At 72.3% G+C, this 25,913-nt stretch carries 23 protein-coding genes; 6 read left to right on the top strand and 17 right to left on the bottom strand.

The genetic code is table 11. The annotated features are described in order from the left end of the window. Positions 1 to 372: 372 nt before the first annotated feature. Positions 373 to 1,020 (bottom strand): biliverdin-producing heme oxygenase, encoded by a 648-nt coding sequence (locus tag ABZ934_RS08985; protein WP_361310443.1) that lies wholly within the window; start codon positions 1,018 to 1,020, stop codon positions 373 to 375. 118 nt (positions 1,021 to 1,138) lie between these two features. Beyond that, the gene (gene map / locus ABZ934_RS08980) at positions 1,139 to 1,996 is read right to left on the bottom strand and encodes a type I methionyl aminopeptidase (protein WP_361310440.1); all 858 of its coding nucleotides are present in this window, start codon (positions 1,994 to 1,996) and stop codon (positions 1,139 to 1,141) included. Between the two features lie 81 nt (positions 1,997 to 2,077). Between map and ABZ934_RS08975 the strand changes: the two genes are divergently transcribed. Next, the gene (locus tag ABZ934_RS08975; RefSeq protein WP_361310438.1) at positions 2,078 to 2,353 is read left to right on the top strand and encodes a hypothetical protein; all 276 of its coding nucleotides are present in this window, start codon (positions 2,078 to 2,080) and stop codon (positions 2,351 to 2,353) included. A 19-nt stretch (positions 2,354 to 2,372) separates the two neighbouring features. Here ABZ934_RS08975 and ABZ934_RS08970 read toward each other — a convergent pair whose 3' ends face one another. Next, a complete protein-coding gene (locus tag ABZ934_RS08970) occupies positions 2,373 to 2,981 on the bottom strand; it encodes a hypothetical protein (RefSeq protein WP_361310435.1) in 609 nt (202 codons plus the stop codon). A gap of 100 nt (positions 2,982 to 3,081) precedes the next feature. Here ABZ934_RS08970 and npdG point away from each other — a divergent pair, with 100 nt between their 5' ends. Together npdG and ABZ934_RS08960 are read left to right on the top strand one after the other, a co-directional pair. Further along, on the top strand, positions 3,082 to 3,786 hold the full coding sequence (gene npdG, locus ABZ934_RS08965; protein ID WP_361310432.1) for an NADPH-dependent F420 reductase: 705 nt from the start codon (positions 3,082 to 3,084) through the stop codon (positions 3,784 to 3,786). Positions 3,787 to 3,905: 119 nt separating this feature from the next. Continuing rightward, positions 3,906 to 4,079 carry a hypothetical protein gene (locus ABZ934_RS08960; protein WP_361310430.1) on the top strand — a complete coding sequence of 58 codons (174 nt, stop codon included), beginning with the start codon at positions 3,906 to 3,908 and terminating at the stop codon, positions 4,077 to 4,079. A 47-nt stretch (positions 4,080 to 4,126) separates the two neighbouring features. Here the strand turns inward: ABZ934_RS08960 and ABZ934_RS08955 are convergent, their stop codons facing one another. Both ABZ934_RS08955 and ABZ934_RS08950 read right to left on the bottom strand, forming a co-directional pair. Continuing rightward, on the bottom strand, positions 4,127 to 4,732 hold the full coding sequence (locus ABZ934_RS08955; RefSeq protein WP_361310427.1) for a DUF1707 domain-containing protein: 606 nt from the start codon (positions 4,730 to 4,732) through the stop codon (positions 4,127 to 4,129). A gap of 45 nt (positions 4,733 to 4,777) precedes the next feature. Next, on the bottom strand, positions 4,778 to 5,578 hold the full coding sequence (locus ABZ934_RS08950; RefSeq protein WP_361310424.1) for a site-2 protease family protein: 801 nt from the start codon (positions 5,576 to 5,578) through the stop codon (positions 4,778 to 4,780). A gap of 66 nt (positions 5,579 to 5,644) precedes the next feature. Here ABZ934_RS08950 and ABZ934_RS08945 point away from each other — a divergent pair, with 66 nt between their 5' ends. After that, a complete protein-coding gene (locus tag ABZ934_RS08945; RefSeq protein WP_361310421.1) occupies positions 5,645 to 9,133 on the top strand; it encodes a BTAD domain-containing putative transcriptional regulator in 3,489 nt (1,162 codons plus the stop codon). Positions 9,134 to 9,191: 58 nt separating this feature from the next. Here the strand turns inward: ABZ934_RS08945 and ABZ934_RS08940 are convergent, their stop codons facing one another. The 3 genes from ABZ934_RS08940 to panB form a co-directional block, all read right to left on the bottom strand. After that, a complete protein-coding gene (locus tag ABZ934_RS08940; protein WP_361310418.1) occupies positions 9,192 to 10,046 on the bottom strand; it encodes an ABC transporter permease in 855 nt (284 codons plus the stop codon). Further along, entirely contained in the window at positions 10,043 to 11,068 is a 1,026-nt protein-coding gene (locus tag ABZ934_RS08935) for an ATP-binding cassette domain-containing protein (RefSeq protein WP_361310416.1), read from the bottom strand. The genes ABZ934_RS08940 and ABZ934_RS08935 overlap by 4 nt, the downstream gene beginning before the upstream one ends. Positions 11,069 to 11,249: 181 nt before the next feature. After that, on the bottom strand, positions 11,250 to 12,110 hold the full coding sequence (panB, locus tag ABZ934_RS08930) for a 3-methyl-2-oxobutanoate hydroxymethyltransferase (protein ID WP_361310413.1): 861 nt from the start codon (positions 12,108 to 12,110) through the stop codon (positions 11,250 to 11,252). 309 nt (positions 12,111 to 12,419) lie between these two features. Here panB and ABZ934_RS08925 point away from each other — a divergent pair, with 309 nt between their 5' ends. After that, on the top strand, positions 12,420 to 13,451 hold the full coding sequence (locus ABZ934_RS08925) for an endonuclease/exonuclease/phosphatase family protein (RefSeq protein WP_361310410.1): 1,032 nt from the start codon (positions 12,420 to 12,422) through the stop codon (positions 13,449 to 13,451). Positions 13,452 to 13,525: 74 nt separating this feature from the next. Here ABZ934_RS08925 and ABZ934_RS08920 read toward each other — a convergent pair whose 3' ends face one another. From ABZ934_RS08920 to ABZ934_RS08895, 6 genes are all read right to left on the bottom strand, one after another. After that, on the bottom strand, positions 13,526 to 15,280 hold the full coding sequence (locus ABZ934_RS08920) for an NAD+ synthase (protein WP_361310406.1): 1,755 nt from the start codon (positions 15,278 to 15,280) through the stop codon (positions 13,526 to 13,528). Between the two features lie 112 nt (positions 15,281 to 15,392). Then, on the bottom strand, positions 15,393 to 16,679 hold the full coding sequence (locus tag ABZ934_RS08915; RefSeq protein ID WP_361310403.1) for a hypothetical protein: 1,287 nt from the start codon (positions 16,677 to 16,679) through the stop codon (positions 15,393 to 15,395). A gap of 382 nt (positions 16,680 to 17,061) precedes the next feature. After that, positions 17,062 to 17,481 (bottom strand): CBS domain-containing protein, encoded by a 420-nt coding sequence (locus ABZ934_RS08910; protein WP_361310401.1) that lies wholly within the window; start codon positions 17,479 to 17,481, stop codon positions 17,062 to 17,064. Positions 17,482 to 17,706: 225 nt separating this feature from the next. Then, the gene (locus tag ABZ934_RS08905) at positions 17,707 to 18,423 is read right to left on the bottom strand and encodes a DUF305 domain-containing protein (RefSeq protein WP_361310398.1); all 717 of its coding nucleotides are present in this window, start codon (positions 18,421 to 18,423) and stop codon (positions 17,707 to 17,709) included. A gap of 23 nt (positions 18,424 to 18,446) precedes the next feature. After that, positions 18,447 to 19,109 carry a DUF3105 domain-containing protein gene (locus ABZ934_RS08900; protein ID WP_361310395.1) on the bottom strand — a complete coding sequence of 221 codons (663 nt, stop codon included), beginning with the start codon at positions 19,107 to 19,109 and terminating at the stop codon, positions 18,447 to 18,449. Between the two features lie 76 nt (positions 19,110 to 19,185). Next, positions 19,186 to 19,692 carry a hypothetical protein gene (locus ABZ934_RS08895; protein ID WP_361310392.1) on the bottom strand — a complete coding sequence of 169 codons (507 nt, stop codon included), beginning with the start codon at positions 19,690 to 19,692 and terminating at the stop codon, positions 19,186 to 19,188. A gap of 174 nt (positions 19,693 to 19,866) precedes the next feature. On the opposite strand from ABZ934_RS08895, the gene glnA reads away from it, so the two are divergent. Next, on the top strand, positions 19,867 to 21,228 hold the full coding sequence (glnA, locus tag ABZ934_RS08890) for a type I glutamate--ammonia ligase (protein ID WP_190182251.1): 1,362 nt from the start codon (positions 19,867 to 19,869) through the stop codon (positions 21,226 to 21,228). A gap of 21 nt (positions 21,229 to 21,249) precedes the next feature. On the opposite strand, the gene ABZ934_RS08885 is transcribed toward glnA, so the two are convergent. The 3 genes from ABZ934_RS08885 to ABZ934_RS08875 form a co-directional block, all read right to left on the bottom strand. Then, the gene (locus ABZ934_RS08885) at positions 21,250 to 22,656 is read right to left on the bottom strand and encodes an alpha/beta hydrolase (protein ID WP_361310390.1); all 1,407 of its coding nucleotides are present in this window, start codon (positions 22,654 to 22,656) and stop codon (positions 21,250 to 21,252) included. Positions 22,657 to 22,785: 129 nt separating this feature from the next. Further along, a complete protein-coding gene (locus tag ABZ934_RS08880) occupies positions 22,786 to 23,418 on the bottom strand; it encodes a TMEM175 family protein (protein ID WP_361310387.1) in 633 nt (210 codons plus the stop codon). 158 nt (positions 23,419 to 23,576) lie between these two features. Continuing rightward, on the bottom strand, positions 23,577 to 25,667 hold the full coding sequence (locus ABZ934_RS08875) for a PIG-L family deacetylase (RefSeq protein WP_361310384.1): 2,091 nt from the start codon (positions 25,665 to 25,667) through the stop codon (positions 23,577 to 23,579). Between the last annotated feature and the right edge of the window lie 246 nt (positions 25,668 to 25,913).

The raw sequence follows: 25,913 nt of genomic DNA, 5'->3' as shown, positions 1-25,913 counted from the left end.
CGGAGCCCGGCAGGGCGGTTTTCCTCGGCCCGGCCGCTGCGTTGACACGGCGAACCGGCCCGGGCGTTGACGTGGCGAACCCGCTCAGTTCGGCGCCCGGCGGTGCGACAAGGGCAGTCGCCTCGGCGGCGTCACGGGCGGTGGCACTGCGGGCCCTCCCGGGCAGCCCCTTCAGACCCGGTCCCGGCGGTGGTACGGCGAGCCCGACCCGGGCATCCCCTCGGGCGCGGTGCGGGCTCCGTCCCGGGGGCCAGAGGGCGTCCCGTGCGGGGGTCCGGGTGCTCCTCCGCTTGCCGGGCAGCGGACGGCGGTGCCTCCCCGCGGCTGCCGCGGGGAGGCACCGCCGGGCCCCGTCAACCGCCCGGCCAGGGCCTACGCGCTGAGGGGGAACTGCTCGCCCAGCTCCCGGAACACGGCACCGTTCAGCTCGAACGCGCGCTTGCACTCGTCGATGATCCGCTGCTTCTCCAGGTCGTCCGCGGCGATCGCATCGAGCAGCTCCCGGTAGGCCCGCTTGAAGGCGGCCGGGTTGGCGATGTCCGTGAACACGTAGAACCGCACCCCGTCGCCCTTGCGCGCGAAGCCCCACGTCCGCTCCGCCTTGTCCCGGATGATCTGCCCGCCCGACAGGTCGCCCAGGTAGCGGGTGTAGTGGTGGGCCACGTACCCGCCGGGCCAGGTGGCGGCGCAGTCCGCGACCCGGGCCGCGTACGCGCCCGTCGCCGGCAGGGCCGAGAGGCCCTCCCGCCACCGCGGCCCGCGCAGGTGCGCCAGGTCGCGTTCGATCTGCGCGACGCGCATCAGCTCCGGTCGGATGAACGGCCCGGCCACCGGGTCCCCCTTGAGGGCCTCGGCCGCGTCCTCCAGGGCCCGGTACACGAACCACAATTGTTCGGTGTAGCGGGCGTAGGCGGCCACGCCGAGCCGGCCGCCCAGCAGGTCGCTCATGAACGTCGAGGTCTCGGCCTCGGTGTGCTGCTGGTGCGAGGCGACACGGATGGCCGTGGAAAAGGCGTCCAAGGCGGACCTCCGAGGGTCATCGGCAGAGCGGCGGGCGCGCGACGGCGCCGCCGCCCCGACCGGTCTCCCAAAAGTCTTCCCGACGCCGTGTCGGCAAAAACCTCCGCCCGCGGCCGCCCTACGGGAGGGTGAGGATCTCCGCGCCGGTGTCGGTCACCACCAGGGTGTGCTCGAACTGCGCGGTGCGCTTGCGGTCCTTGGTGACGACCGTCCAGCCGTCGGCCCACATGTCGTACTCGTGCGTCCCCAGCGTCAGCATCGGCTCGATGGTGAAGGTCATGCCGGGCTCGATGACCGTGGTGGCGTGCGGGCTGTCGTAGTGCGGGATGATCAGGCCCGAGTGGAACGACGTGCTGATGCCGTGACCGGTGAAGTCCCGGACCACGCCGTAGCCGAAGCGCTTCGCGTACGACTCGATGACCCGGCCGATCACGTTGATCTGCCGGCCCGGCTTGACCGCCTTGATGGCCCGGTTCAGGGACTCGCGGGTGCGCTCTACCAGCAGCCGCGACTCCTCGTCCACCTCGCCGCACAGGTACGTGGCGTTGTTGTCGCCGTGCACCCCGCCGATGTACGCGGTCACGTCGAGGTTCACGATGTCCCCGTCGCGCAGGACGGTCGAGTCCGGGATGCCGTGGCAGATGACCTCGTTGACGGAGGCGCACAGGGACTTGGGGAAGCCGCGGTAGCCGAGCGTCGAGGGGTAGGCGCCGTGGTCGCACATGTACTCATGCGCGACGCGGTCCAGCTCGTCGGTGGTCACCCCCGGCGCGATGTGCTTGGCGGCCTCTTCCATCGCCCGGGCGGCGATCCGGCCCGCGACGCGCATCGCCTCGATGGTCTCGGGCGTCTGCACCTCCGGTCCGGTGTAGGGAGTGGGCGCGGGCTTGCCCACGTACTCGGGCCGGCGGATGTTGCCGGGAACGGAACGGGCGGGGGAGAGCTCGCCGGGTACGAGCAGCGACTGGCCAGACATGCAAGCGAGTGTAGCCGGCGGTGATGGGGCAGCATGGCGGCAGAGAGCGGCGAGAGCCGCGACGAGAGGAGCCGGCCGACGATGGCACTGTTCAAGAAGCGCCAAACGGGCAAACCGGGCGAGTGGTACTACTGCCTGGTCCACCACAAGGTCGAGGAAGGACCGGAGTGCCCGGCCAAGGACCGGTTCGGTCCGTACTCCAGCCCCGAGGAGGCGGCCCACGCCATGCAGACCGCCGAGGAGCGGAACCTGGAGTGGCAGAACGACCCCAAGTGGAACGACAAGAGCGGCGAGGCCGACGAGGCCGACGGGACCGACGGGACCGACGGACCGGACGGGACAGCACAGACGCCGTAGCCGCCGTCGCGTCGCGGTGCTACCAGCGGCTGGGTGGCGGTGCGGTCAGCTGATCGGCCAGCCGCGCCAGCCGGTCCCGCAGCCGACGGGGCCCGTCGCGCGGCGCGGGCAGGCTGTTCTCCCCGGCCGCCGCGCTCACCAGGTGCTGCACGGTGTCCAGGTCCAGCTCGGCGGTGGCGTCCGGCACCGACAGCGCCTCGTGGGCCAGCGTGCCCAGGTCGCGGTCCCCGCCGTCCAGCGACAGCACGGTCGCCCCCGCCCGGCGGGCGTCGTGGACCCGCTCCAGCAGCCCCTCGCCCGGCTGCTCCGGGGCCACGACCAAGAGTGTGTGTCCGCGCCGGGCCGCCTCCAACCGGCTCAGCCCCACCGACAGGTGCGGAGGCTCGCCCGGCCGCACCCGGTGGCGTACGAGGGTCGGCGCCAACTCGGGCAGCCCCGACCAGGCGGCCTCGTCCACCAGGTGCGCCGCCAGGTGCCAGGGCTCGTACCGCTCGGTGCCCACCAGCAGCAGGTTCCCGCCGGCGGGCACCACGGAACGGCGCAGCGAACCGGCGAACCGGCGCGCGGCCCCGGGCCACTGCGTACCGGCGAGCACCTCGCGCAACAACGCGACCCTCACGGCGTCCATGGCGGCAATCCTGCCGCACACCGGGGACGCGCGGCGGGCACTTCGCCGCGATACGTCCCGACGGGTATGGGCGCGGGTACTCGGCAGTACCTTTGCCCCCATGACTTCCTCAGACAGCACGCAGAAGCCGCCGGCCAAGGACCCGTGGGACCTCCCGGACGTCTCGGGCCTCGTCGTCGGCGTCCTGGGCGGCACCGGCGACCAGGGCCGGGGCCTGGCCTACCGCTTCGCCCGCGCCGGCCAGAAGGTGATCATCGGCTCCCGCGCCGCCGATCGCGCGCGGACCGCCGCCGGGGAACTGGGCCTGGGCGTGGAGGGCGCGGACAACGCCGAGTGCGCGCGGCGCAGCGACATCGTGATCGTCGCGGTGCCGTGGGAGGGCCACGCGAAGACCCTCGAAGCGCTGCGCGAGGACCTCGCGGGCAAACTCGTGGTGGACTGCGTCAACCCGCTCGGCTTCGACAAGCAGGGCGCCTACGCCCTCCAGGTCCCGGAAGGCAGCGCCGCCCAGCAGGCCGCGGCCCTGCTCCCGGACTCCCGGGTCACGGCGGCCTTCCACCACCTGTCGGCGGTGCTGCTCCAGGACGAGGCGGTCGAGGAGATCGACACCGACGTGATGGTCCTGGGCGAATCCCGCGCCGACACCGACCTCGTCCAGGCACTCACGGCCCGCGTCCCCGGCATGCGCGGCGTCTTCGCGGGCCGCCTGCGCAACGCCCACCAGGTCGAAGCCCTGGTCGCCAACCTCATCTCCACCAACCGCCGCTACAAGGCCCACGCGGGCCTGCGCGTCACCGACGTCTGACCGGTGCCCCGTCGCGACGGCCTCCGCCCCGTCGCGACGGTGGCCGTCCGGCCGGCGGGTGGGGATGGGGGACACTGGAGGGGCTCGACCCCTTCTGTGCCGCCGAGGAGCTCTGCCGCATGCCCCGCCTTGCCGTGTTCGCCGTTGTCGTCTGCGTCCTGTCCGTGGCCGCGGCCGTGGTCGCCTTCGTGGAGGGCAGCTTCCTGGGGATCATCTGGGTCCTGCTGGCCGGGCTGACCTCCAACATGGCCTGGTACTACCTGCGGAAGGCGAAGGCGGAGAAGCGGGCCTGACCGGCCCCCGGACACCCGCCCATCAGCCGCGTCAACAACGCTGCGGGTCAATGGAGCCAGCGCTTCCGGCGGGGCTGCTTGATCTTGATGTGGCCGGCGCGCGGGTGTCCGACGACCGTGAGCCTCGGCGCGCCCGGGTCCGCCGGCGCCGTGGCCCCGTTGGTGATGTGGGCGGTGTTGGTGCTCGATCCGTCGATCCGCACCGCCCAGCCCTGCGGGACGATCAGCTGGATGATGCCCGATCCGCAGCGTGCCTCGACGGTCACGTCACCGTGGACGCAGGTCGCCTCGGTGAAGTCGATGACGATGCCCAGCATCTTGCATTCGGCGACGATCTTCCGCGGCACCGTCCACAGGCCGCTCTGCCTGATGCTGCTCAGGCTGGTCTTGAGGACGAGCGTGTCGGCGTCGGTGCCGGGGCGCGGTACCGAAGGCCCCTCCTGCGGCAAGTCGGCCACCAGCACGGCGAGTTCGCCGTACGTCCTCGCGGCGAAGGCCCGGTCGAGCCGCTCCTCCAGCTCGGAAAGGCCGATCCGGCCCTCTCCCGCGGCGATCCGCAGCCGCTCGGCCACCGCCTCGCGGTCGGCATCTCCCGCCCGGAACTCCACCGCGTCCCGCGTCGTCAGCTCCGACCCCTGTTCCCCATTGATCATGATCCGACTGTAATGGCACCGCCGTGAACGCCGCCGGGCGAGGGACTAACGCGACGGGATCTGGCAGTAGCCGTCCGTCTCCTCCCAGAAGCGGTACAGGTCGTGGCCGCAGTACGTCTCCAGGTCGGACACGCCCAGAACGCGGAGGATGTCGCTGACCCGGTCGAAGAAGAACATGTTCACCTCGGGGATCCACAGCAGCGCGAACACACCGATCAGGGCGAACGGCGCCAGCGGCGCCACCTCGCGGCGCACCCGCCGGGACAGCCACGGCTCGATCACGCCGTAGCCGTCCAGGCCCGGCACCGGCAGGAAGTTCAAGATGGCCGCGGAGACCTGGAGCAGCGCGAGGAACGCGAGCGCGAAGCGGAAGGCGAGGGGGACGCCGTCGAGCGCGTGCAACCAGAACGGCGCCGTGCACACCGCCGCGAACAGCACGTTCGTCAGCGGCCCCGCCGCCGAGACCAGGCTGTGCCTCCAGCGGCCGCGGATCCGGTCGCGCTCGATGTAGACCGCGCCACCGGGCAGACCCAGACCGCCCAGGATCACGAAGACCACCGGCAGCACGATGCTCATCAGCGCGTGCGTGTACTTCAGCGGGTTCAGCGTCAGGTACCCCTTGGCGCCCACCGTGATGTCCCCGCCGTGCAGGGCGGTACGGGCGTGCGCGTACTCGTGCAGGCACAGCGAGACCACCCACGCGGAGGTGACGAAGAGGAACACGGCGAGCCCGGGGCTCGTCGCGAAGCCGGTCCACACGGCCCAGCCGGTGACCGCCATGACCGCGACGATGCCCAGAAACACGGAACTGATCTGCCGCTCGGCGCGGCTCCCCTGGTGACCCATGCGGCGAAACCTATCCCGGCCCGGAAATCGGTCGGGCCCGGGGGCCCGGGCAGCGACAATGGGCCGGTGCGTTACGCGATTCTCGGCACCGCCCAGGCCGTCCGCGACGACGGGAGCCCCGTCGCCGTCGGCGGAGCGCGCCTGCGCGCCCTGCTGACGGCGCTCGCGCTGCGGCCCGGCCGCACGGTGTCGACGGACCTGCTCGTCGACCAGGTGTGGGACGGTGACCCGCCCGCCGACGCGGTCGCCGCCCTCCAGGCCCTCGTGGCGCGGCTGCGGCGGGCGCTCGGGTACGAGGCAGTGCGGTCCGCCGAGGGCGGCTACCTGCTGGCCGCCGACCGGGACGACATCGACCTGTACCGCTTCGAGCGGCTGTCGGGCGCCGCGTCGGCGGAGCCGGACCCGGCCCGCGCCGCCGCCCTGTACGACGAGGCCCTCGCCCTGTGGCGCGGACCGGCGCTGGCGTGCCTGCCCGACCCGGCGGCCGAGGCCGCGCGCTGGGAAGCCGTACGGCTGGACGCGCGCCGGGGCCGGCTGGCCGCCGCCCTCGCGCTGGGGCAGGCGGAGCGCATCCTGCCCGAGCTGGGCGCACTGTGCGCCGAGCAGCCGCTGGACGAGCCGTCGCAGGCGCTGCGGATCCGCGCGCTGCGCGACGCGGGCCGGCCGGCGGAGGCGCTGGCCGCCTACGACGAAGTCCGACGGGACCTCGCCGATCGGCTCGGCACCGACCCGGGCCCCGCCCTACGGGCCCTGCACGCCGAGCTCCTGACCCCGGCGGCGGCCCCGCCCGCCCCCGCTCTCGCCCCCGCTCTCGCCCCCACCCCCGTTCCCGCCTCGACGACAGCTCCCGCCGCGACGCCTCTTCCCGGCCACGCTGTCGAGGCCGCCCCCGCCGTCGCGTCCGGGCCGCCGCCCGTCCGGGGCAACCTACGGTCGCGGCTCACCACCTTCGTCGGCCGCGAGGACGACATCCGGGCCATCGGCGACGACCTCGCCCGCGCCCGCCTCGTCACGCTCCTCGGCCCCGGCGGGGCGGGCAAGACCCGGCTGTCGCAGGAGGCCGCCGAGGCGCAGGGCGCCGACGCCCCGCCCGACGGGGTGTGGCTCGTCGAGCTGGCACCCGTGGACGACCCCGACGACGTACCCGAGGCGGTCCTCGCCGCGCTCGGCGCCCGCGAGACCAAGCTGCGCGGCGCCGCCGCCGAGGAACTGCGCGCGCTGACCGACCGGAACGGCGACGACCCCCTCGAACGGCTCGTCGACCACTGCGCGCGGCGGCGGCTCCTGCTGCTCCTGGACAACTGTGAGCACGTCGTCAAAGCCGCCGCCGGCCTCGCCGAGGAACTGCTCGCCCGTTGCCCCGGCGTACGCATCCTGGCCACGAGCCGCGAACCCCTCGGGGTGCCGGGGGAGAGGCTGCGCCCGGTGGAACCGCTGCCCGACCCGGTCGCACTGCACCTCCTCGCCGACCGGGGCGCAGCCGCCCGCCCGGGGTTCCGCGTCGAGGACGACCCGGAGGCCGCCGCCGAGATCTGCCGCCGCCTCGACGGGCTGCCGCTCGCCATCGAACTCGCCGCCGCCCGGCTGCGGTTGCTGACCGCCAGACAGATCGCCGAACGACTCGACGACCGGTTCCGGCTGCTCACGAGCGGCTCGCGTACCGTGCTGCCGCGCCAGCAGACCCTACGCGCCGTCGTCGACTGGTCCTGGGACCTCCTCGACGCCCCCGAACGGGCCGTGTTGCGACGGTTGTCCGTCTTCGCGGGCGGCTGCGACCTGGCCGCCGCCGAAGCCGTCTGCTCGGAGGCCGGCCGCCCCGGGACCGGACGAGGCGAGATGGGACGAGGCGAGACGGGACGAGGCGAGGCCGGCCGGGGCGAGAGCGGCCGCTCCGAGGGCGGACGGGGCCGGGAAACCGCGGCGCGGGACGGCGTGGACGTGCTCGTGACGCTCGGCTCGCTCGTCGACAAGTCCCTCGTCGTCGCCGCCCCGGGCCCCGACGGAGACATGCGCTACCGGCTGCTGGAGACCGTCGCCGAGTACGCGGCCGAGCGCCTCGCCGAACGCCCCGGCGACCGCGAGGCCACCGAGCGTCGCCACCTCACCCACTACCGCGAACTCGCCCGCACCACCGAGCCGCTGCTGCGCGGCCACGGCCAGCGCGCGGCCGGCGAGCGGCTGGCGCTGGAGTACGAGAACATCCGTACCGCCCTGCGCCGGGCCATCGCGGTCAAGGACACGGGCGAAGTGCTGTGCCTGGTGCACTCGCTCGGCTGGTACTGGCACATGCACGACCTGCGGGCCGAGAGCCGCCACTGGTCCGGTCTCGCCGCCGCCCTCGGACCCGATCCCTTCGCCCCGCCCGCGCTCCCCGCCGAGCCCGTGCGGGAACGGATCGTCGACTCCCCGCCGCCGTACAGTGGCGAACTGCTCACCGAAGCCTGGCGCGGTGTGCGGATGATGTGCCTGACCTCCCGCGACCAGAACAGCGCCGACTGGAGCACCCCCGAGGTGCGGGCCCAGATCGAGAGCATCGTCCGGGTCTACCGGCCGGGCCTTCCGCAGACCTGCCAGGTGCCGGGCGCCCTCTGGATCTACGCCGTCATGATCAACGGGGACCCGGACCTGCTCCGGCGCATCCTCGACGCGACCGTCGAGACCTCCCGGGAGCTCGGCTACCGCTGGGCGTACGCCACCGCCCTCCAACTGCGGGCCAACGTCCTCGCCAACCGGGCCGACTGGAGCGGCGACGCGGCCCGCGACGCGGAGGAGAGCCTGGCCGTCTTCCGAGAGCTCGGCGACGCCTGGGGCTGCGCCGAAGCCCTGTCGGCGCGCGCCGAATCCCTGGAGAAGCGCGGTGAGTACGCGCGGGCCGCGGAGGACTTCCGGGCCGCCATCGCCTACGCCGAACGCCTGGGCGCCCAGGCGCAGGTGGCCGTCCTACGGGTGCGACGGGCCGGGTCGCTGGTCGAGAACGGTCAGATCGAGGAGGCCGAAAGGATCCTCGACGATGTTCTCGGCCTCGTCCGGCAACTGAACAACGAGGCCATGCCGGCCGCCCGGATGTTCCTCGCCGGTATCTACGGCCGCACCGGCCGCATCCCCGAGGCCCGGGCCCAGCTCCAGTCGCTGCGCGAGGAGTTCGCCACCGGCGCGTACGCGATCTTCGACTGCTTCCTGCTCGCGACCCTGGCCTGGCTCGACAATCAGGAGGGCCGCCACCGCGAGGCACTCGACCTGGTGCGCCGGGCCATGCGCGCCGCCGACGACCCGCTCGCCATGATGGTCGCTCCGCAGATGCCGGCAGTGGTCCTGATCACGGCGGCCGTCTCCCACAGCGGTCTCGGTGGCCCCGAGCGCGCCTATGACGCGGCCCGGCTGGTCGGGGCCTACCGGTCCCTGTTGCCCCCCGGCCACGTCCCGGTGTCCACGGAACGCGCCGACGCCATCCACGCCGAGGAACGGGCCCGCGCGGTCCTCGGCGACGCCGCCTACGAGGCGGCGTACGCCGAAGGCGGCGGCCTCTCCCTGGAGGAGGCCACCGCCCTCTGCTGATCCGGTCCCCCGTGCGGGGCCCGTCCGGGACGCGATCCGGAACGGACCGGCCCCCGGATCAGGTCTTCTGGCGGAACTTGCGCACCGCGAGCGGCATGGTGACGAGCGTGATGGCCACGGACCAGGCCAGCGTCACCCACACCGGGTGGGCGACCGCGCCGCCGTTGATCAGACCGCGTGCCGCGTCGGCCAGGTTGGACAGCGGGTTGTAGTCGGTGAAGGTCTGCAGCCACCCCGGCATGGTCGACGGCGGGGCGAAGATCGAGCTGCCGAACTGGAGCGGCATCAGGACCAGCATGGCCATGCCCTGGACGGCCTGCGCGGTCTTCATCGTCAGACCGAGCAGGATGAAGATCCACATCAGGGAGGCGCCGAACACCGCGGACAGCCCGATCGACAGGAACAGGTCCAGCACCGAGGTCTTGATCGACAGACCAAGCATGAAGCCGACGCCGAGCAGGATCGCGATGGCGACCATCATGCGGCCGAGTTCGACCACGATCTTGGCTATCAGTACGGAGGACCGGGCGATGGGCATGGACCGGAAGCGGTCCATCACGCCCTTCTTGAAGTCGTCGTTCACCCCCGTGCCGACTCCCATGGCGATGTTCATGCCCATCATCGCCATCAGGCCCGGGACCACGTAGTTGACGTACGCCTCCTGCTGGCCCTTGCCGGAGATCGCGCCACCGAAGACGAACACGAACAGCAGCGTGAAGATGATCGGCATGAACACGACGTCGAACATCGACTCGGGGTCCTGCTTGATCTGCAGGGTGTTGCGGCGCACCAGGGCGCCGATGTGCCGCAGATTGGCCCGCAGGCCGATCCGACCCTCGCCGGCGGGCCCCGCGGTCGGCGTGGCCGAAGTGGCCACGGGGGGAGTGGGCTTGGACGTGGTGACGGTACTCATGCCGCGACCTCCTCGGTCTGCTGGGCGGAGACCTCGGAAGAGGGCTTCTGGCCGGTGATGGAAAGGAACACCTCGTCGAGGCTGGGCAGGTAGGTGCCGAGGTCGGCTATGGCGTAGCCCCGGGCGGCCAGCAGGCCGACCACCGCGGTCAGTTGCTCGTCGCTGAGGATCGGCACCAGCAGCACGCCCTCGTCGGGCACGGCCTGGGAGCCGGCCACCCCGTCCAATCCGGCCTCGTCCAACGCCCGGGCCATGCCCGGCAGGTCCGAGGAGGACACGGGCCGGATCCGCAGGGTGCGGCCGCCGACCCGGGCTTTCAACTCGTCGACCTTGCCCTTGGCGATGACCTTGCCCCGGTCGATGACCGTCAGCTCGTCGGCGAGCTGCTCTGCCTCCTCCATGTACTGGGTGGTCAGCAGGACGGTCGCGCCTTCCGCGACCATCCGCTGCACCTCGTCCCACACCTCGTTACGGGTCCGGGGGTCGAGGCCGGTCGTGGGCTCGTCCAAGTACAGGACGGCCGGGCGGCCGATCATCGACGCCGCGAGGTCGAGCCGGCGTCGCATGCCGCCGGAGTAGTTCATCGCGGCCTTCTTGGCGGCTTCGGTGAGCGAGAACCGCTCCAGCAACTCGTCGGCGCGGGACCGGGCCTCCTTGCGGGGCAGGTCCAGCAGCCGGCCGATCATGTAGAGGTTCTCCCAACCGGAGAGCTTCTCGTCGACCGAGGCGTACTGGCCGGTCAGACCTATGGTGCGGCGCAGTTGCCGGGGCTGGCGGACCACGTCGAAACCGGCGACCGTCGCGGTCCCGGCGTCCGGGGCGATCAGGGTGGACAGGATGCGGACCAGGGTGGTCTTGCCTGCGCCGTTGGGCCCGAGGACCCCGAGCACGGTTCCCTCGCGCACATCGAGGTCCACACCGTCGAGGGCCTTGGTCTCGCCGTAGTGCTTGACCAGCCCCCGCACCTCTACGGCGTGCGAGCCGTTCAGGGGATTCTTGTCGTTTCGCGTCATGTCCACCATGGGACCACCCCCCACTGACAAACCGCCGACAGCCGACCGACAGCCGACCGACAGCCGACCGACAGCCGACCGACAGCGAACCGGCGGGCGGGGCGACGGCGAACCGGCGGGCGAACCCGACAGCCCGCCGGCACGGGGCCGACGGGCTGTCAGGAAGGGGGGTTGAGCGGGGGAAGGAGACTCAGTGGAAGGCGTGCTCCGGCTGCGGGAACGATCCGCCGATCACGTCCTCGGCGAACGCCTTCGCCGCATCGCCCATGGTCTGACGGAGGTTCGCGTACTGCTTCACGAACTTCGGCATCTTCCCCCCGGTCAGACCCATCATGTCGGTCCACACCAACACCTGGGCGTCGCACTCCGAGCCCGCGCCGATGCCCACCGTCGGGATGTGCAGCGACCGCGTGACCTCGGCGGCCAGCTCGGCCGGGACCAGCTCCAACACCACCGCGAACGCGCCCGCGTCCTGCGCCGCCTTCGCGTCGCGCAGCAGCTGGTGCGCGGCCTCGTCGCCGCGGCCCTGCACCCGGTAGCCCATGGCGTTCACGGACTGCGGGGTCAGACCCAGGTGGGACATGACGGGGATGCCGGACTGCACGATCAGCTCGGTCTGGGCCAGCGAGCGCTCGCCGCCCTCCAGCTTGACCGCCCCGACACCCGCCTCCTTGACCAGCCGGGTCGCGCTCCGCAGCGCCTGCACGGCGCCTTCCTGGTAGGAACCGAACGGCAGGTCGCCGATGACCAGGGCGCGGCGGGTGCCCCGTACGACGGCCGCCGAGAGCAGGGTCATCTCGTCCATCGTCACGGGGACGGTGGTCTCGTAACCGAGGTGACAGTTGCCCATGGAGTCGCCGACGAGGACGACCGGGATGCCGGCCTCGTCGAACACCGACGCGGTCATCGCGTCGTACGCCGTGAGCATGGGCCACTTCTCCCCGCGCTCCTTGGCCAGGGCCAGGTCGCGGATGGTGACGCGGCGGGTGCCCGTGCCCCCGTACAGGGTGGGGCTGGAAGCTTCGCGGGCAGGCGAAACGGCATGCGTCATTGCTGCTGCTCCTTGTGTCATCTCGAGGCGTCCTGACGACGTCCCCGGACTCACCCACCATGGTGGCACTGTTCGGGCCGGAGGCGGAAGTGGTGGGATGACCGGTCCGTCACACTCCGGGTCCGGCTGCGGGCCGGACTCCGGTCGCGCCTGATCGAATGTGCGCGTTTCGTGACAACCGGAACCCGGGGCGGACAGCTGTTCGTCCTCCCGGTCGTACGGCCGGAACGTACGGCACGGATGGCCGCGTCGATCGCCTAGGGTCAAGGGGCGGGGACGCAGCGCAAGCACGGCAGCGAGGGCAGTCACATGGCACAGGCGTACATGACGGAGACGGGGAACGGCGGCGGCTCGGAGCCGGAGCCCTCCCGATCCGGTCTGCGGCGCCGTATCGCCGAATGGCGCAGGGACCGCGGGATCTGGCGGCGCGGGATCGTGACGGCGGCGCTGGCCGCGCTGGTCTCGCTGGTGATGATCTTCCATGCGGAGCTGTCGAACGACGTCGGCAACCTCGGCAGCCTCACCGAGACCTTCCTGCCCTGGCTGGGTCTGGCCGTCCCGTTGTTGCTGGTGGCGGCCGTGATCCGGAAATCGGCGACCGCGCTGCTCTCGATAGCGCTCACCGCCGCCGTCTGGGTGAACCTCTTCGGCGGCCTGGTCACCGACAAGTCCGGGACCGGCGGCAACCTGACGATCGCCACCCACAACGTGGACGCCGCCAACCCGGACCCCCGCGGCACCGCCGAATCGGTCGCTGCGGCCGGGGCCGACGTACTGGCCCTGACCGAGCTCAAGGCGGGCGCCGTCCCGGCCTACGAGAAGGCGCTGGAGCCCACGTACAAGTACCACGCCGTCGAGGGAACGGTCGGCGTGTGGAGCAAGTACCCGCTCACCTCCAGCCGGCCCGTCGACATCAAGATGGGCTGGACGCGGGCGATGCGCGTCACCGTGAAGACCCCCGCCGGGGACGTGGCCGCCTTCGTCGCCCACCTGCCGTCCGTTCGGGTCAAGCTGAACGCCGGGTTCACCGCGAACCAGCGGGACAACAGCGCCGACGCACTGGGCGCCGCGCTCGCCGCCGAACCGCTCAAGCGGGTCGTGCTGCTCGGCGACCTCAACGGCACCGTCAACGACCGGTCCCTGTCGGAGATCACCTCGCAGATGCGTTCCACCCAGGGCGCGGCCGGCGACGGCTTCGGGTTCACCTGGCCGGCCCGGTTCCCGATGGCCCGCATCGACCAGATCCTGGTCCGGGGCGTCACGCCAAAGGCATCCTGGACCCTCCCGCGCACCGACAGCGACCACCTGCCCGTCGCGGCCCGGGTCGCGCTCACGCCGTAACCCCTCCCGCACGTACGCCGGGGCCCCGGCCGCCGAGAAGAGCGGCCGGGGCCCCGGCGTACGGAGCGCCCGTCCTACGCGTGCTCGCGCCAGCCGTTCGTGATGGGCAGCCGGCGGTCCTTGCCGAAGCCCTTCGCGGAGATCTTGGTGCCCGGCGGGTACTGGCGGCGCTTGTACTCGGCCGTGTCCACCATCCGGAGGGTCTTGGCGACCAGCTCGCGGTCGTATCCGGCCGCGACGATCTCCTCGATCCCCCGGTCGCGGTCCACGTACAGCTCCAGGATCGCGTCGAGCACCGGGTAGTCCGGCAGCGAGTCCGTGTCCACCTGCCCCGGGCGCAGCTCGGCGCTCGGCGGCTTCACGATCGAGTTCTCCGGGATCGGCGGGGTCTCGCCGCGCTCGGCGGCGGCCCGGTTGCGGTATTCCGCCAGGCGGAAGACCACCGTCTTGTAGACGTCCTTGATCGGGCCGTAGGCGCCGACGGAGTCCCCGTAGAGGGTCGAGTAGCCGACGGCCAGTTCCGACTTGTTGCCGGGGGCCAGCACGATGTGGCCCTCCTGGTTGGAGACCGCCATCAGCGTGGTGCCGCGCAGCCGGGACTGGAGGTTCTCCTCTGCCAGGCCGGTCAGGCCCAGCGAGTCCATGTACGCGTCGAACATCGGCTCGATCGGCACCGTGCGCAGGTTCAGGCCGGTGCGCCGCGCGAGCTCGGCCGCGTCGCCCTTGGAGTGGTCCGAGGAGTACTTCGAGGGCATCGAGATGCCGTACACGTTCTGCGCGCCGATGGCGTCGCAGGCGATCGCGGCGACGAGCGCGGAGTCGATGCCGCCGGACAGCCCGATCAGCACCGAACGGAACCCGTTCTTCTTGACGTACGCGCGCAGGCCCACGACCAGCGCGTCGTAGATCTCCTCGTCGTCGTCGAGGCGCTCGGCGTAACCGCCCGGCGCGACCGGGTCGTACGGCTCCACCGGCTCCTCGGAGAGGATCACCCGGTCGATCCGCAGACCGTCCTCGACCACGCCCTCCGGGGCATCGGCGCCGGCGGCGGGCAGGTCGAGGTCGACGAGGACGCACCCCTCCGAGAACTGCGGGGCGCGCGTGATGACCTCGCCGTCGGCGCCGACGACGATCGAGTCCCCGTCGAAGACCAGCTCGTCCTGGCCGCCGATCATCGCCAGGTACGCCAGCGTGCAGCCGGCCTCCTGGGCGCGCTTCCGGACCAGCTCCAGGCGCGTGTCGTCCTTGTCGCGCTCGTAGGGCGAGGCGTTGATGGACACCAGCAGGCCGGCCCCCGCGGAGCGGGTCGCGGGGACGCGACCGCCCTCCTGCCACAGGTCCTCGCAGATGGCCAGCGCCACGTCGACGCCGCGCACCCGGATGACCGGCTGGGTGTCGCCCGGCACGAAGTACCGGAACTCGTCGAAGACGCCGTAGTTGGGCAGGTGGTGCTTGGCGAAGCGCAGCACGACCTCCCCGCGGTGCAGCACCGCGGCCGCGTTCTCCGGGGAGCCGGGCGGCAGGCCGAGCCGCTGGGCAGTCCGCTCGGAGCGGTCGAGGTACCCGACGACGACCGGCAGCTCGCCGAGGTCCTCGGCCGCGAGGCGCCGCGCGAGGTCGCGCAGGGCCTCGCGGGAGGCGTCGACGAAGGAGCCGCGCAGGGCGAGGTCCTCGACGGGGTACCCGGTCAGCATCATCTCCGGGAACGCCACCAAATGGGCGCCCTGCTCGGCGGAGTGCCGGGTCCAGTGGACGACCGAGTCGGCGTTCGCGGCGATGTTGCCGACGTGCGAGTCGATCTGATTCAGAGCGAGGCGTAGTTGAGGCACGGGCCCAGTGTAATCGTCTTACTGACGCGATGTCCTGGGGGCCCGGTGCCGGGTCCCGCGTTTCGCCTCCCGTACGGGCGCTCGGCGCGGGACCGGGCCGTCGGCGGGACCGTCAGCCGATGCTGCCGAGGAAGCGGGCGGGCGGCCCGGGGATCACGGGGGAGACCTCGGCGGTGATCCTCTTCGTGCCCTCGGGGACCTCGTACGCGGCGAAGCCGGTGGCCGTGGCGCCGGGCTGGATGGTGCCCGTCACCATCTTCGGCGTGGCGCCGTCGAAGACGAGCTTGCCGCGCCCGCCGTGCTCGTCGCGGACGGTGGGGAGCGCGTAGATGACCTCGATGGGCTTGTCGGAGCTGTTGGTGATCGTGATGTCCATCCCCACCGCGTTGCCGACCTCGATGTACTTGCTCTTCGTGACGTACTCCTTCGGCTCGGAGAGGCTGACGCGGACGCCGTTCGGGTAGTCCACGGTGCTGCCGAAGGGGACCGGGACGCCGAAGCCCCGGGTGGGGTCCGGGTCCGGGTCGGTGGTGTCGTCGGGGTCGGCGTTCGCGCCCGGGTCGTCCGGCAGGGTCCAGTCGTGGTCCAGCCTGCGGTCCACCTGGTCCGACGCCCTGTGGATGACGGCGACCGTCAGGTAGTAGCCGCCGACCGAGGCGAAGAGGCCGAGGACACAGAGGACCGTGGCGATCACGGACATCGTCTTGCGGGGGGCGCCGCGGGAGGCGCCGACGATGGCGGCGATGCCCAGGCCGAGGCCGACGAGGCCGACGAGGGCGCCGACCCAGAACGCGAACGGGATCGCGCCGAAGCAGAGGGCGGTGAGCCCGAGGACGAGGGCGGCGACGGCCAGGTGGTTGGACGGCCGCGCGGGGGCGACGGGGTAGCCCGGGTAGCCGGGCTGTCCGGGCTGTCCGGGGTATCCGGCGTATCCGGAGTGGCCGGGGGGCGCGAAGGGGTTGGCCTGGGGGGCGGGGCCCGGGTAGGCCGGTGCCTGAGGGTCGGGGCCGGGACCGCCCTGGTGCGCGGCGTACGGCGAGGCGTACGGCGCGGGGTACGGCGCGGCGCCGGGCGGCGCCGCCCGGGGTGCGGCGGGCGGCGGGGTGAGCGGCGCGAAGTGGGAGGGTGCGGGCGCCTCCTGCGGCGGGGCGTCTTGGGGCGCGGCCTGAGGGGTTTTGGTGAGGGAGAGCGGCTCGGCGGAGGGCGCCGCGTCCTCGGGGTCCTCGGGCACGGGCCGCGGGGTCTTGGCCAGGGAGAGGGGCGGGGCGGGCGGCGCAGCGTCCTCGGGTATGGGATGCGGGGCCGGGGCTGCCGTGTCCTCCGGTATGGGGGTAGGGGTCCCCGAGGGCTCCGTCGGCGGGTCGCTCGGGCTGCTCGGCGGGTTCGGGGGCGTAGTCATACCTGACGGTGTCCTTCGGAACGGCGGTGGCGGTGCCCCGCGTCGGCGGACGACGCGGTGATCACCACCCTGCCACGCCCCTCGACCCCCTCCAACCGCTTTGGGCTCCAACCGCTTCGGTACCCGCCGATCCGGGACGGCGTCACGTTCCGGCATGAGCCGCACCATGTCCGGGCGCCGGGCCGGCCCCGGCGGCCCCGCGCACCGGCGCCGCCCGGGCCGGCGGGGACGGACCCGGCCGCAGGGCCGGGCACGCCGCGCCGGCGGGCCGGCTCGGGGCACGCTTCGAGGAGGTCGAGCCGGCCGGGCACCCCGGCATGCCGGACCGCCCGCGCCGGGTGGCACGGGCGGTCCTTGCAGCGGCGTCGGCCGGTCCCGCCGGTCAGCGCCGGGCGTAGACCTTCTCGACGAAGCCGGCGATCTGCTCCTCCGAGAGGTGCTGCGCCAGGTCCGCCTCGCTGATCATGCCGACCAGCCTCTTGTCCTGGATCACCGGGAGCCGCTTGATCTGATGGCTTTCCATCTCGTCCAGTACGTCGGAGATGTCCGCCTCGGCGTCGATCCAGCGCGGTGTGCCCTGACAGAGGTCACCGCAGGTGACCACCGACGGGTCGTGCCCCTTGGCCACGCACGACACCACGATGTCGCGGTCCGTGATGATGCCGCAGAGGCGTTCGTTCTCGTCGCTGACGGGCAGGGCGCCCACGTTCAGTCGGGCCATGAGCTGAGCGGCCCGGTCCAGGGTTTCACCGGCCGGGATCCACTGGGCCCCGGGGTGCATGATGTCTGCGGCGGTCGTCATCTCGTGTACCTCCTGAGCGCGCCGTTCGGGCGGGCGCGGACGCACCCGTCCCGGCGTCCCCATCGTCGTTCGGCCGGACGGACTAGGCGACCCCACCCGAACGGCGTAGGCCCGTACGGGTGAAAGGCCGGACGTAAGGCCAGGTGAGAGGCCAGGTGGAAGGCGCGGGGGCCGACCGTGAGGCATCGGTCGAGGCGCCTCCCACCACCGTACGGGCGTCACCCCTCACGCGCGCGGCGCGGCCCCGCGCTGCTTCAGCATGTCGGCCATCAGCGTCAGCTCAGACCGTTGCGCCGCCACCATTCCCTCGGCCAGCTTCCGCTCCGCCGGGGTCGCGCACCGGCTCGCGCAGCCCTGGGCCATCGCGACGCCGCCCTTGTGGTGGTCGGTCATCAGTTGGAGGTAGAGCACCTCCGCGTCCCGGCCCTGGGCGGCGCGCAGCCGGTCCAGCTCCTCCTTGGTGGCCATGCCGGGCATCAGCGCGCCGGGCTTCGTGGTGGCGCCGCCCATGTCGTGACCCGACATGTCCTGCCCGCCCATGTCGTGCCCGTCCATGCCCGGCATGTCGTGCCCGTGGTCGCTGCCCATCCAGGACATCGGCGGTTCGTCCGCCACCACCTTCGGCAACCCCCACAGGTCCAGCCAGCCGAGCAGCATGCCCCGCTGGTTGGCCTGCGTGTTGGCGATGTCGTAGGCGAGGCCGCGGACCGCCTCGTCCTGGGTGCGGTCCCGGACGATGAAGGACATCTCCACGGCCTGCTGGTGGTGCACCGCCATGCCCCGGGCGAAGCCGGCGTCCGCCGAGTAGAGCCCCGGCGTCCGGGAGGAGGAGCCCGAACCGTCGTCCCCGCCGCCGCCGTTCGCGGTGGCGACCGTGGCCCCGATCGCGAACAGCGCGGCGACGACGACCGCCGTGCCCGCGGCCCAGTACGTAGGGGACACGCCGCGCCACCCCTGGGACGGGGTCACTTCCCGGCCAGCCCGTTGGTGCAGGCCGCGCCCGGCTCCGGGGTCTGCGGACCCTGCACGTACTTGGTGAAGAACTCCGCCACCCGCGGGTCGGCCGCGTTGCTCACGGTGAGCTGCTTGCCCCACGCGCTGAGCATGATCGTCCCGGCTTGCGTCTTGTCCGGGCTCATCAGCGTGTACGGGGTCTTGCGGACCTTTTCGGCCAGCGTGTCCACGTCCGCCTTGGCGGCCTTCTCGTTGTACGTCACCCAGACCGCGCCGTGCTCCAGCGAGTGCACCGCGTTCACCTCGGGCAGCGGGTTCGGGTAGACGTCGCCGTCGCAGTTCATCCAGCGGGGGTTGTGGTCACCGCCGACCGGCGGGTTCATCGGGTAGGTGACCGGGGTCTCGACGTGGTTGCGGCCCAGCGTCTTGGCGTCCCAGCTCCGCTCGCCGCTCACCGGCGCCTTGCGGGCCGAGGCGGCGTCCTTCTCCTTCTGCTTCTGGTTGATCAGCATCCACGAGCCGAAGCCGATGAGGGCGGCGAAGACGGCGGTCGAGGCGGTGATCGCGATGATCTTGTTGCGCCGGTCGCGTGCTTTCTCCGCGCGGCGCATCTCGGCTATGCGGGCCTGCCGCGCGTTGTGGTCGGTGGTGGTCTTGCCGGACTTGCTGGCCATGTGCCCTGTTTCCTTCTGCTGAGGGGGGTGGAAGGCGGTTCCGCTACGGGGGCGCGGTCGGGCGCGCCCGAGGGCGTCAGGTCCGCAGTACCTGGAGGGCGTGCAGGTCGGGGGCGCGCGCGAGCGTCCCCGCCGCGCGGACCGGGCCGGCGCACGCGGGGCGCGCGGTCACCACCGCCCCGGCCCCCACCGCGGCGAGGGCCGACGGGGGGACGGGCGGTACGGCGGGCGGCGCGTCGGAGCGTGGGGCACAGCCGGGCAGCTCGTACGGGGCCCCGCAGTCGGCGTGCGCCGGGCCGTGCACCGGGCGGTACGCAGCTCCGTACGCCGTCGCGTAAGCCGTCCCGTACGCCGGATCGTGCGCTGGATGGTGCGCGGGGTACCGCGCCGGGTGGTGCGCCTGGGCGACGGCCGTCCGGGGCCCGTGGGCCACCGGGCTCCCCGCGCAGGGGAAGACGGCACCCCACAGCAGCACCCCGAGGGCGAGCACGGCGGCCACGGCCACCGGCGCCGCCGACCGGGCGGCACGCCGGGGCGGGGGACCGGTGTGGCCCCCGAGCTCCCTGTGCTTCCAGCCCCCCATGGCCGCAGATGGTAATGCTCATGACCGGCCCGAGGTCAGTGCGGGGGTGCCACGACCTTTCAGGGGTGCGTAATGTGGCGGAAACCACGGGTGGCGATACTGGGCCGGCCCGACTGTGCTCCCCCCTCCGGGGGGCGGTGGTGCACACGCCGTCTGAACTGCGAGGATGAAGGCATGGACAAGCAGCAGGAATTCGTCCTCCGGACGCTCGAGGAGCGCGACATCCGCTTCGTGCGCCTGTGGTTCACCGATGTACTGGGCTTCCTGAAGTCCGTCGCGGTCGCGCCCGCGGAACTGGAGCAGGCCTTCGACGAGGGCATCGGCTTCGACGGCTCCGCCATCGAGGGCTTCGCGCGGGTCTACGAGTCCGACATGATCGCCAAGCCGGATCCGGGCACGTTCCAGATACTGCCGTGGCGCGCCGAGGCGCCCGGGACCGCCCGGATGTTCTGCGACATCCTGATGCCTGACGGCTCCCCGTCGTACGCGGACCCCCGCTACGTCCTCAAGCGCATCCTCAACAAGACCTCCGACCTGGGCTTCACCTTCTACACCCACCCGGAGATCGAGTTCTTCCTGCTCAAGGACAAGCCGCTGGACGGCACCCGGCCCGTTCCCGCGGACAATTCCGGCTACTTCGACCACACCCCGCAGAACGTCGGCATGGACTTCCGCCGCCAGGCGATCACCATGCTCGAATCCATGGGCATCTCGGTCGAGTTCAGCCACCACGAGGGCGCCCCCGGCCAGCAGGAGATCGACCTGCGCTACGCCGACGCGCTCTCCACCGCCGACAACATCATGACCTTCCGCCTCGTCATGAAGCAGGTGGCCCTGGAGCAGGGCGTCCAGGCCACCTTCATGCCGAAGCCGTTCTCCGAGTACCCGGGCTCGGGCATGCACACCCACCTCTCCCTCTTCGAGGGCGACCGCAACGCGTTCTACGAGTCGGGCGCCGAGTACCAGCTCTCGAAGGTCGGCCGCTCCTTCATCGCCGGCCTGCTCAGGCACGCCGCGGAGACCGCCGCCGTCACCAACCAGTGGGTCAACTCCTACAAGCGCATCTGGGGCGGCTCGTCCCGCACCGCCGGCTCGGGCGGCGAGGCCCCCTCGTACATCTGCTGGGGCCACAACAACCGCTCGGCCCTGATCCGCGTCCCGATGTACAAGCCGGGCAAGACCGGCTCCTCCCGCATCGAGGTCCGCTCGATCGACTCCGGCGCCAACCCCTACCTGACGTACGCCGTCCTCCTCGCGGCGGGCCTCAAGGGCATCGAGGAGGGCTACGAGCTCCCGGCCGGCGCCGACGACGACGTCTGGGCCCTCTCCGACGCCGAACGTCGCGCGATGGGCATCGAGCCCCTCCCGCAGAACCTGGGCGAGGCCATCTCCCTGATGGAACGCAGCGAACTGGTCGCCGAAACCCTCGGCGAGCACGTCTTCGACTTCTTCCTGCGCAACAAGAAGCAGGAGTGGGAGGAGTACCGCTCCGAGGTCACCGCCTTCGAGCTCCGCAAGATGATGCCGGTGCTGTAACCGCAGGTCAGCGCCCGTGCCTCAGCTGCCGGGCAGCTTCTCCTGTAGCCAGTCGAAGACGACGTCGCAGTGCTGCTGCGGGGCCATCGGGGAGCAGTGCAGCTGTGCCCCGGTGGCCGCGGTGAGTTTCACGTAGTCCTTGGGAGCCGTCAGTTTGTCGAACATCAGGCGCGGCTGGCCGGGATAGAACTGTTCGTCGTCGTAGTCGAGGACCAGCGTGGGCGTCTTGATGCGGCCGACGACGTTCGTGATGTCCATCGACTGGATGAGTTTCGCGGGGGTCCAGAAGTCGGTGAACATCTTGCCCTTTCGGGCGTCGAGCATCGCCGGCGCGGAGAAGGGCTCGACGCGCTTCTTGATCGTCGCGGCCGCGCCCGGGGGCAGCGCGGGGACGACCTCCTTGTTCCAGATGGTGTTGGTCTCCTCCTTGTCCGGCGTCACGATCTTCCGGAGCTCCGGAGGGAAGCCCAGCCACGGCGACAAGCAGCCGGGCATCGCCACCAGAGCGGCGATCCTGCCCTCGAAGGCCGCGGCCCGGGGCGCCAGGTCCCCGCCCATGCTCAATCCGGTCAGGGCGATCTTGTCCGGGTCCACGTCCGGGCGGGCGACCAGCCAGTCGACGAGCGGCGTCACAACGGTCTCCCAGCGCGGCGTGAAGACCACCCGGTCGACGAAGAGCAGCTGCCCCTGGCCCGGCCCGTCGTACACCAGGGCGTTCCAGCCGCGCGCCAGGGCGGCCGAGACGCCGTAGGTCCACATGTCGACGTCCTGCCCGTCGCTGCCGTTCGTGAGGATCACGGTGGGGCGCCGCCCGCCTGAGGTGTCCGGCCGGAAGAACCACACCGGCAGCGGCGTCTTCGGGTACGGGACGTTCGCCGTCACCGGCGGCGGGTCCCACAGTCCGCAGAACTTGTCCCAGGCGCCGCGCCCGGCCTTGTACAGCTGTTCCTCGCTGCCCGGGTCGTCGGAGCCGAGGACGAAGAACAGGGCCTGGGCGTAGTACTGCGCGGCCCGCAGGGCGCGCGAGCGCGTGGTTCCCCGGTCGGGCTTGCCGCCCCGGGGCGGCGCCATGAGCTGATCGCCGAGCGTCCTGAAGGTCGCGGTGTACGTCCGGGCGGAGAGGCCGGCCTTGTTGATCGTGTTCACGGCGGTGAGTACCTCGCCCACCTCGGCGGCGCCGAAACCGGCCCCGCCGAGTGCCAGGAGCCCGCTGAAGTTGAAGGCGGGGTCCTTGAAGAGGGTCATCACCCCGGGTGCGGGTCCGCCCGCGGGGGAGGCCGACTCCGAGGGACCGGGCGCGGGCGCGTTCGCGGGCGGGGCGCCCGACGGCGAGCATCCGGCGGCCAGCACGGCACCGGCCCCGCCGACGAGCCCGGCGAGCGTGGTGCGACGGGTGGGGCCGGCGGCGCGAGTCGGTTCGTACGTCATGGCAGCCGAACGTAGGAGCCGCACCCGCGACCTCCTTGTGCGCGACACCCGTGGTTCCCCCGAATGGCGCTTCACACTCCGGCCGGACGCCTCGACCGCCCCGGACGCGGGGCCGCTGAGGGCTGTCCCTCAGACGGCCGCGCGCAGACGCTTGCCCCGCCGGCCCAGCACCACCTTCACCGGCACCAGTACCGCCCACCACAGCTCGGCGCCCGCGGGGGAGACGAAGGCGAGCGGCACGGCGGCGGCGAAGACCAGCACCATCGAGGCCAGATCGAGCACATCGTTGCGCGCCACCTGATCGGGGATGGCCATGCTGCTCAGCCACGGACGCTTCCAGAGCACGACCGTCAGGGAGAGCTGTGCGGCCCCGATGGCCGCGGCGGCGCCGGAGTAGACGGCCACCGACTGCGGCTGGTCCCCGTACTCGGCCAGCAGGGTGGTGGGGAAGGGCATCAGGGCGATGAGCCCCAGGTTCAGCAGCCCGAGCTTGACGACTGTTCCGTCCACCTCCCGCACGTACTGGAAGACCTGATGGTGGCCGCGCCAGAACGCCGCGATGACCACGAAGCTGAGGGCGTACGCCCACAGGTTGGGCACCACCTCCCCCAGCGCGTGCTCGAAGCCGGCCGGGTCCAGCCCGGTGGGCAGTGTGATGTCCAGTGCCAGCAGTGTCATGGCGATGGCGAAGACGCCGTCCGACAGCGCGAGGACCCGGGCCGCGCTCCCCTCCTCGTCCCGCGCCCGCCGGTAACCGTTCACCGCGCCACCATAGGGCTGGGCATCCCGGAACGCCTTAATATCGACGTGCGTCGCGCCGACTTCGACGGCCCGCGCTCCGGCGACCCGCCTGGCCCACGGGCCGTGGCAGGCGGGTCCGCGGCGTGCCGGGTCAGGCGCGCGGGTTCAGGCGCGCGGGTTCACGCGCGCGGCGTCAGGGGGAAGAGCGCCGGGTGCCAGGTGGGGTGGGGGGCGCCGGTGGGCGGGGTCGTGGTGGTGTGCAGCGCGGCGTCGAGCCCGAGGACCGCCGTCGTCGTGGCGCCCGTGTGGTCGAGGGTGGCGGACGGGGCGCCGGTGTAGAGCATGGCGGACTCCGTCCAGGCCGGCGGGCCGCCGATCGAGGTGGTGCTGACGGTGCCGGTGTCGGCGCGGCCCGCCACGAGGCGGCCCGCGACGCCGACCGCCCCGTAGCCGGCCCGGCCGCCCGACTCGGTGATGGGCGAGACCTCCGGCTTGCCGGGACCGGCCGTGACCAGGGCGCTGCGGACCAGGCCCGAGTCGGGGCGGCGGAAGTAGAGCCGGACGCCGATGCCCTCGGGGGCCGCCGTGATGGGGACGGTGGTGGCGGGGAGGTTCGTCTGGAAGGGACCCTGGAGCGGGGCGTCCGGGGCGGCCTGGGTCCAGGCGAGCACGGAGGTGCTGGTGGTCGCGTAGACGTGGCGGCGGCCTGCGGCGTCCACCGCCGAGACCGGGTCGCTCTGCAGGTCCGCGCCGCCCAGGTGCTGCCATTCGCCGAAGGCGCCCGAGGGCTGTTGGGCGGCGGCGCGCAGGGTGCGGTGGGAGTCGCGCAGGTAGACCGTCAGCCGGCCGTCCGCCCCGACTACCGCCGTCGGGGCGCTGATCGCCGAGGTGCCGGTCTCGTCCGCCGCCTCGGGGGTGCCAAGCGACTGCCAGGTGCCGAACGGGCCGCCCGGCGTCGACTGGGTGAGGGTGACGACCTCGCGGCGGTAGTCCTTGCCCCGCTCGCCGAAGGCGGTGCGGGTCGCGACGACCGTGACCCGGCCGTCGGGGAGGCGGGTGGCGAAGACGCCGGGGTCGATGCCCTCGCCGGGCAGGAGCGCCGGGCCGGTCCAGGAGCCGGCGGCTTCGCGGGTCCAGACCGCCAGCCGGCCGTCCAGTACCGCGAAGGCGTAGAGCCGGCCGAGGGTGCCCTCGGTCATCCAGGAGGTGTTGTCGGCGCGGGCGTAGCGCAGGGACTGGGCCCAGTTGCGGCCGGTGGGGCTGCCGGCGACCTTCCGGTCGCCGCAGCCGGCGACGCTGCCGCAGTAGTTCTCGTGGTCGAGCCAGGCGTAGGTCTTGAGGTAGCCGATCTTCGTCTCGGCCGTCTGCGGGTCCAGCGCGTGCGGGAGGCTTCCGGTGTGGTAGCCGAGGTAGTTCTGGACCGAGAAGTGGGGGCGGTCGCTGATCTGGCGGGCGTAGGCGGCGTACCCGGCCTGGACGAAGCGGGCGCCGTACATGTGGTCCTGGTGGTCGGTGTACTTGCCGGTCAGCAACTCCCGGCCGGGGGTCGGGTCCTGCATCCGTATCGTCGTCGGACGGTACTTCGTCAGGACCCCGGCTATGACCTGGACCACCTGGTCCTTGGTGTACGTGAACGGCTGCGTGACGGGGCTGCCCGAGGCGAGCTGGGCCTCCAGGGCGGGTATCTCGCCGTTCCACAGGCCGCGCAGGCTCTCGGGGGTCTCCGCGGTGGTGGTGCGGGCCTCGCGAAGCTGGAGCCAGACCAGGTTGATCTGGGGGTGGGCGACGAGGACGTCCACCTCGGCGTGGCCGCCCCCGACGGTGGGTATGACCGTACGCTGCCACGGGCTCGTGCGGTCTCCGGTCACCATCTGCGCGTACGCGCAGCGGATGCCGTTCTGCCGGGCCTCCGCGTAGTGCGCGCGGTCGGCGGGCTGCTCGGGGTCCTTGGCGGCGCCGCCCGCGGCCTCGTTGCGGCCGTCGGCCTCCCCGGAGGTGAGGTAGACGGTGGTGAGCGGGATACCCGCCGTCAGTGAGCGGCTGAGGTCCGGGTTCATGAAGAAGAGGTCGTCGTCCGGGTGCGCCACGACCTGGACCACCGACCCGGCCGTGGTGCTGGCGGGTATGACGGGCGCGGCGGGGTGCTTCTCCTGGCTGGCCTCGGCCGAGGTCTGCTCTCCCGAGGCGATGGCGAGCACGCCGGTGGTGCCGACCGTCAGGACGGGCAGCAGGGCGGCGGCCAGCAGAAGGCGGCGGCGGGTCATTGGCATGGTCACGCCTTGGGGTCGTTCCGAGCGGGAAGAACCGCTAAGCGGTCACTCAAATAGAGGTCAATCCGGGCGACTTGGTTCATCGATGTCGCCGATGACTCGTGCTTTCCGAAAAGCGACCGGATGTGATTGTGCCTTGCGCGGGTTCGATCGCGGCAATGGCCCACCATGCGAACGTCTTTGTCCCGCCCTGCGAGCCAAATTCCGCCAGGATATGCGGCGTTGAGTCCCCTTTGAGAGCTTTGT

Source organism: Streptomyces sp. NPDC046557, assembly GCF_040645975.1.
In the GTDB taxonomy this organism is placed as follows: domain Bacteria; phylum Actinomycetota; class Actinomycetes; order Streptomycetales; family Streptomycetaceae; genus Streptomyces.
Note: the sequence above shows the minus strand (reverse complement) of the source record. Positions and strands in the feature narration are given on the sequence as shown.

Bases quoted from the DNA above. Each gene is read 5' to 3' on its own strand.
- map (WP_361310440.1), bottom strand. From the start codon at position 1,996: ATGTCTGGCCAGTCGCTGCTCGTACCCGGCGAGCTCTCCCCCGCCCGT.
- ABZ934_RS08975 (WP_361310438.1), top strand. From the start codon at position 2,078: ATGGCACTGTTCAAGAAGCGCCAAACGGGCAAACCGGGCGAGTGGTAC.
- ABZ934_RS08970 (WP_361310435.1), bottom strand. From the start codon at position 2,981: ATGGACGCCGTGAGGGTCGCGTTGTTGCGCGAGGTGCTCGCCGGTACG.
- npdG (WP_361310432.1), top strand. From the start codon at position 3,082: ATGACTTCCTCAGACAGCACGCAGAAGCCGCCGGCCAAGGACCCGTGG.
- ABZ934_RS08960 (WP_361310430.1), top strand. From the start codon at position 3,906: ATGCCCCGCCTTGCCGTGTTCGCCGTTGTCGTCTGCGTCCTGTCCGTG.
- ABZ934_RS08955 (WP_361310427.1), bottom strand. From the start codon at position 4,732: ATGATCAATGGGGAACAGGGGTCGGAGCTGACGACGCGGGACGCGGTG.
- ABZ934_RS08950 (WP_361310424.1), bottom strand. From the start codon at position 5,578: ATGGGTCACCAGGGGAGCCGCGCCGAGCGGCAGATCAGTTCCGTGTTT.
- ABZ934_RS08940 (WP_361310418.1), bottom strand. From the start codon at position 10,046: ATGAGTACCGTCACCACGTCCAAGCCCACTCCCCCCGTGGCCACTTCG.
- ABZ934_RS08935 (WP_361310416.1), bottom strand. From the start codon at position 11,068: ATGGTGGACATGACGCGAAACGACAAGAATCCCCTGAACGGCTCGCAC.
- panB (WP_361310413.1), bottom strand. From the start codon at position 12,110: ATGACGCATGCCGTTTCGCCTGCCCGCGAAGCTTCCAGCCCCACCCTG.
- ABZ934_RS08925 (WP_361310410.1), top strand. From the start codon at position 12,420: ATGGCACAGGCGTACATGACGGAGACGGGGAACGGCGGCGGCTCGGAG.
- ABZ934_RS08915 (WP_361310403.1), bottom strand. From the start codon at position 16,679: ATGACTACGCCCCCGAACCCGCCGAGCAGCCCGAGCGACCCGCCGACG.
- ABZ934_RS08910 (WP_361310401.1), bottom strand. From the start codon at position 17,481: ATGACGACCGCCGCAGACATCATGCACCCCGGGGCCCAGTGGATCCCG.
- ABZ934_RS08900 (WP_361310395.1), bottom strand. From the start codon at position 19,109: ATGGCCAGCAAGTCCGGCAAGACCACCACCGACCACAACGCGCGGCAG.
- ABZ934_RS08895 (WP_361310392.1), bottom strand. From the start codon at position 19,692: ATGGGGGGCTGGAAGCACAGGGAGCTCGGGGGCCACACCGGTCCCCCG.
- glnA (WP_190182251.1), top strand. From the start codon at position 19,867: ATGGACAAGCAGCAGGAATTCGTCCTCCGGACGCTCGAGGAGCGCGAC.
- ABZ934_RS08885 (WP_361310390.1), bottom strand. From the start codon at position 22,656: ATGACGTACGAACCGACTCGCGCCGCCGGCCCCACCCGTCGCACCACG.
- ABZ934_RS08875 (WP_361310384.1), bottom strand. From the start codon at position 25,667: ATGCCAATGACCCGCCGCCGCCTTCTGCTGGCCGCCGCCCTGCTGCCC.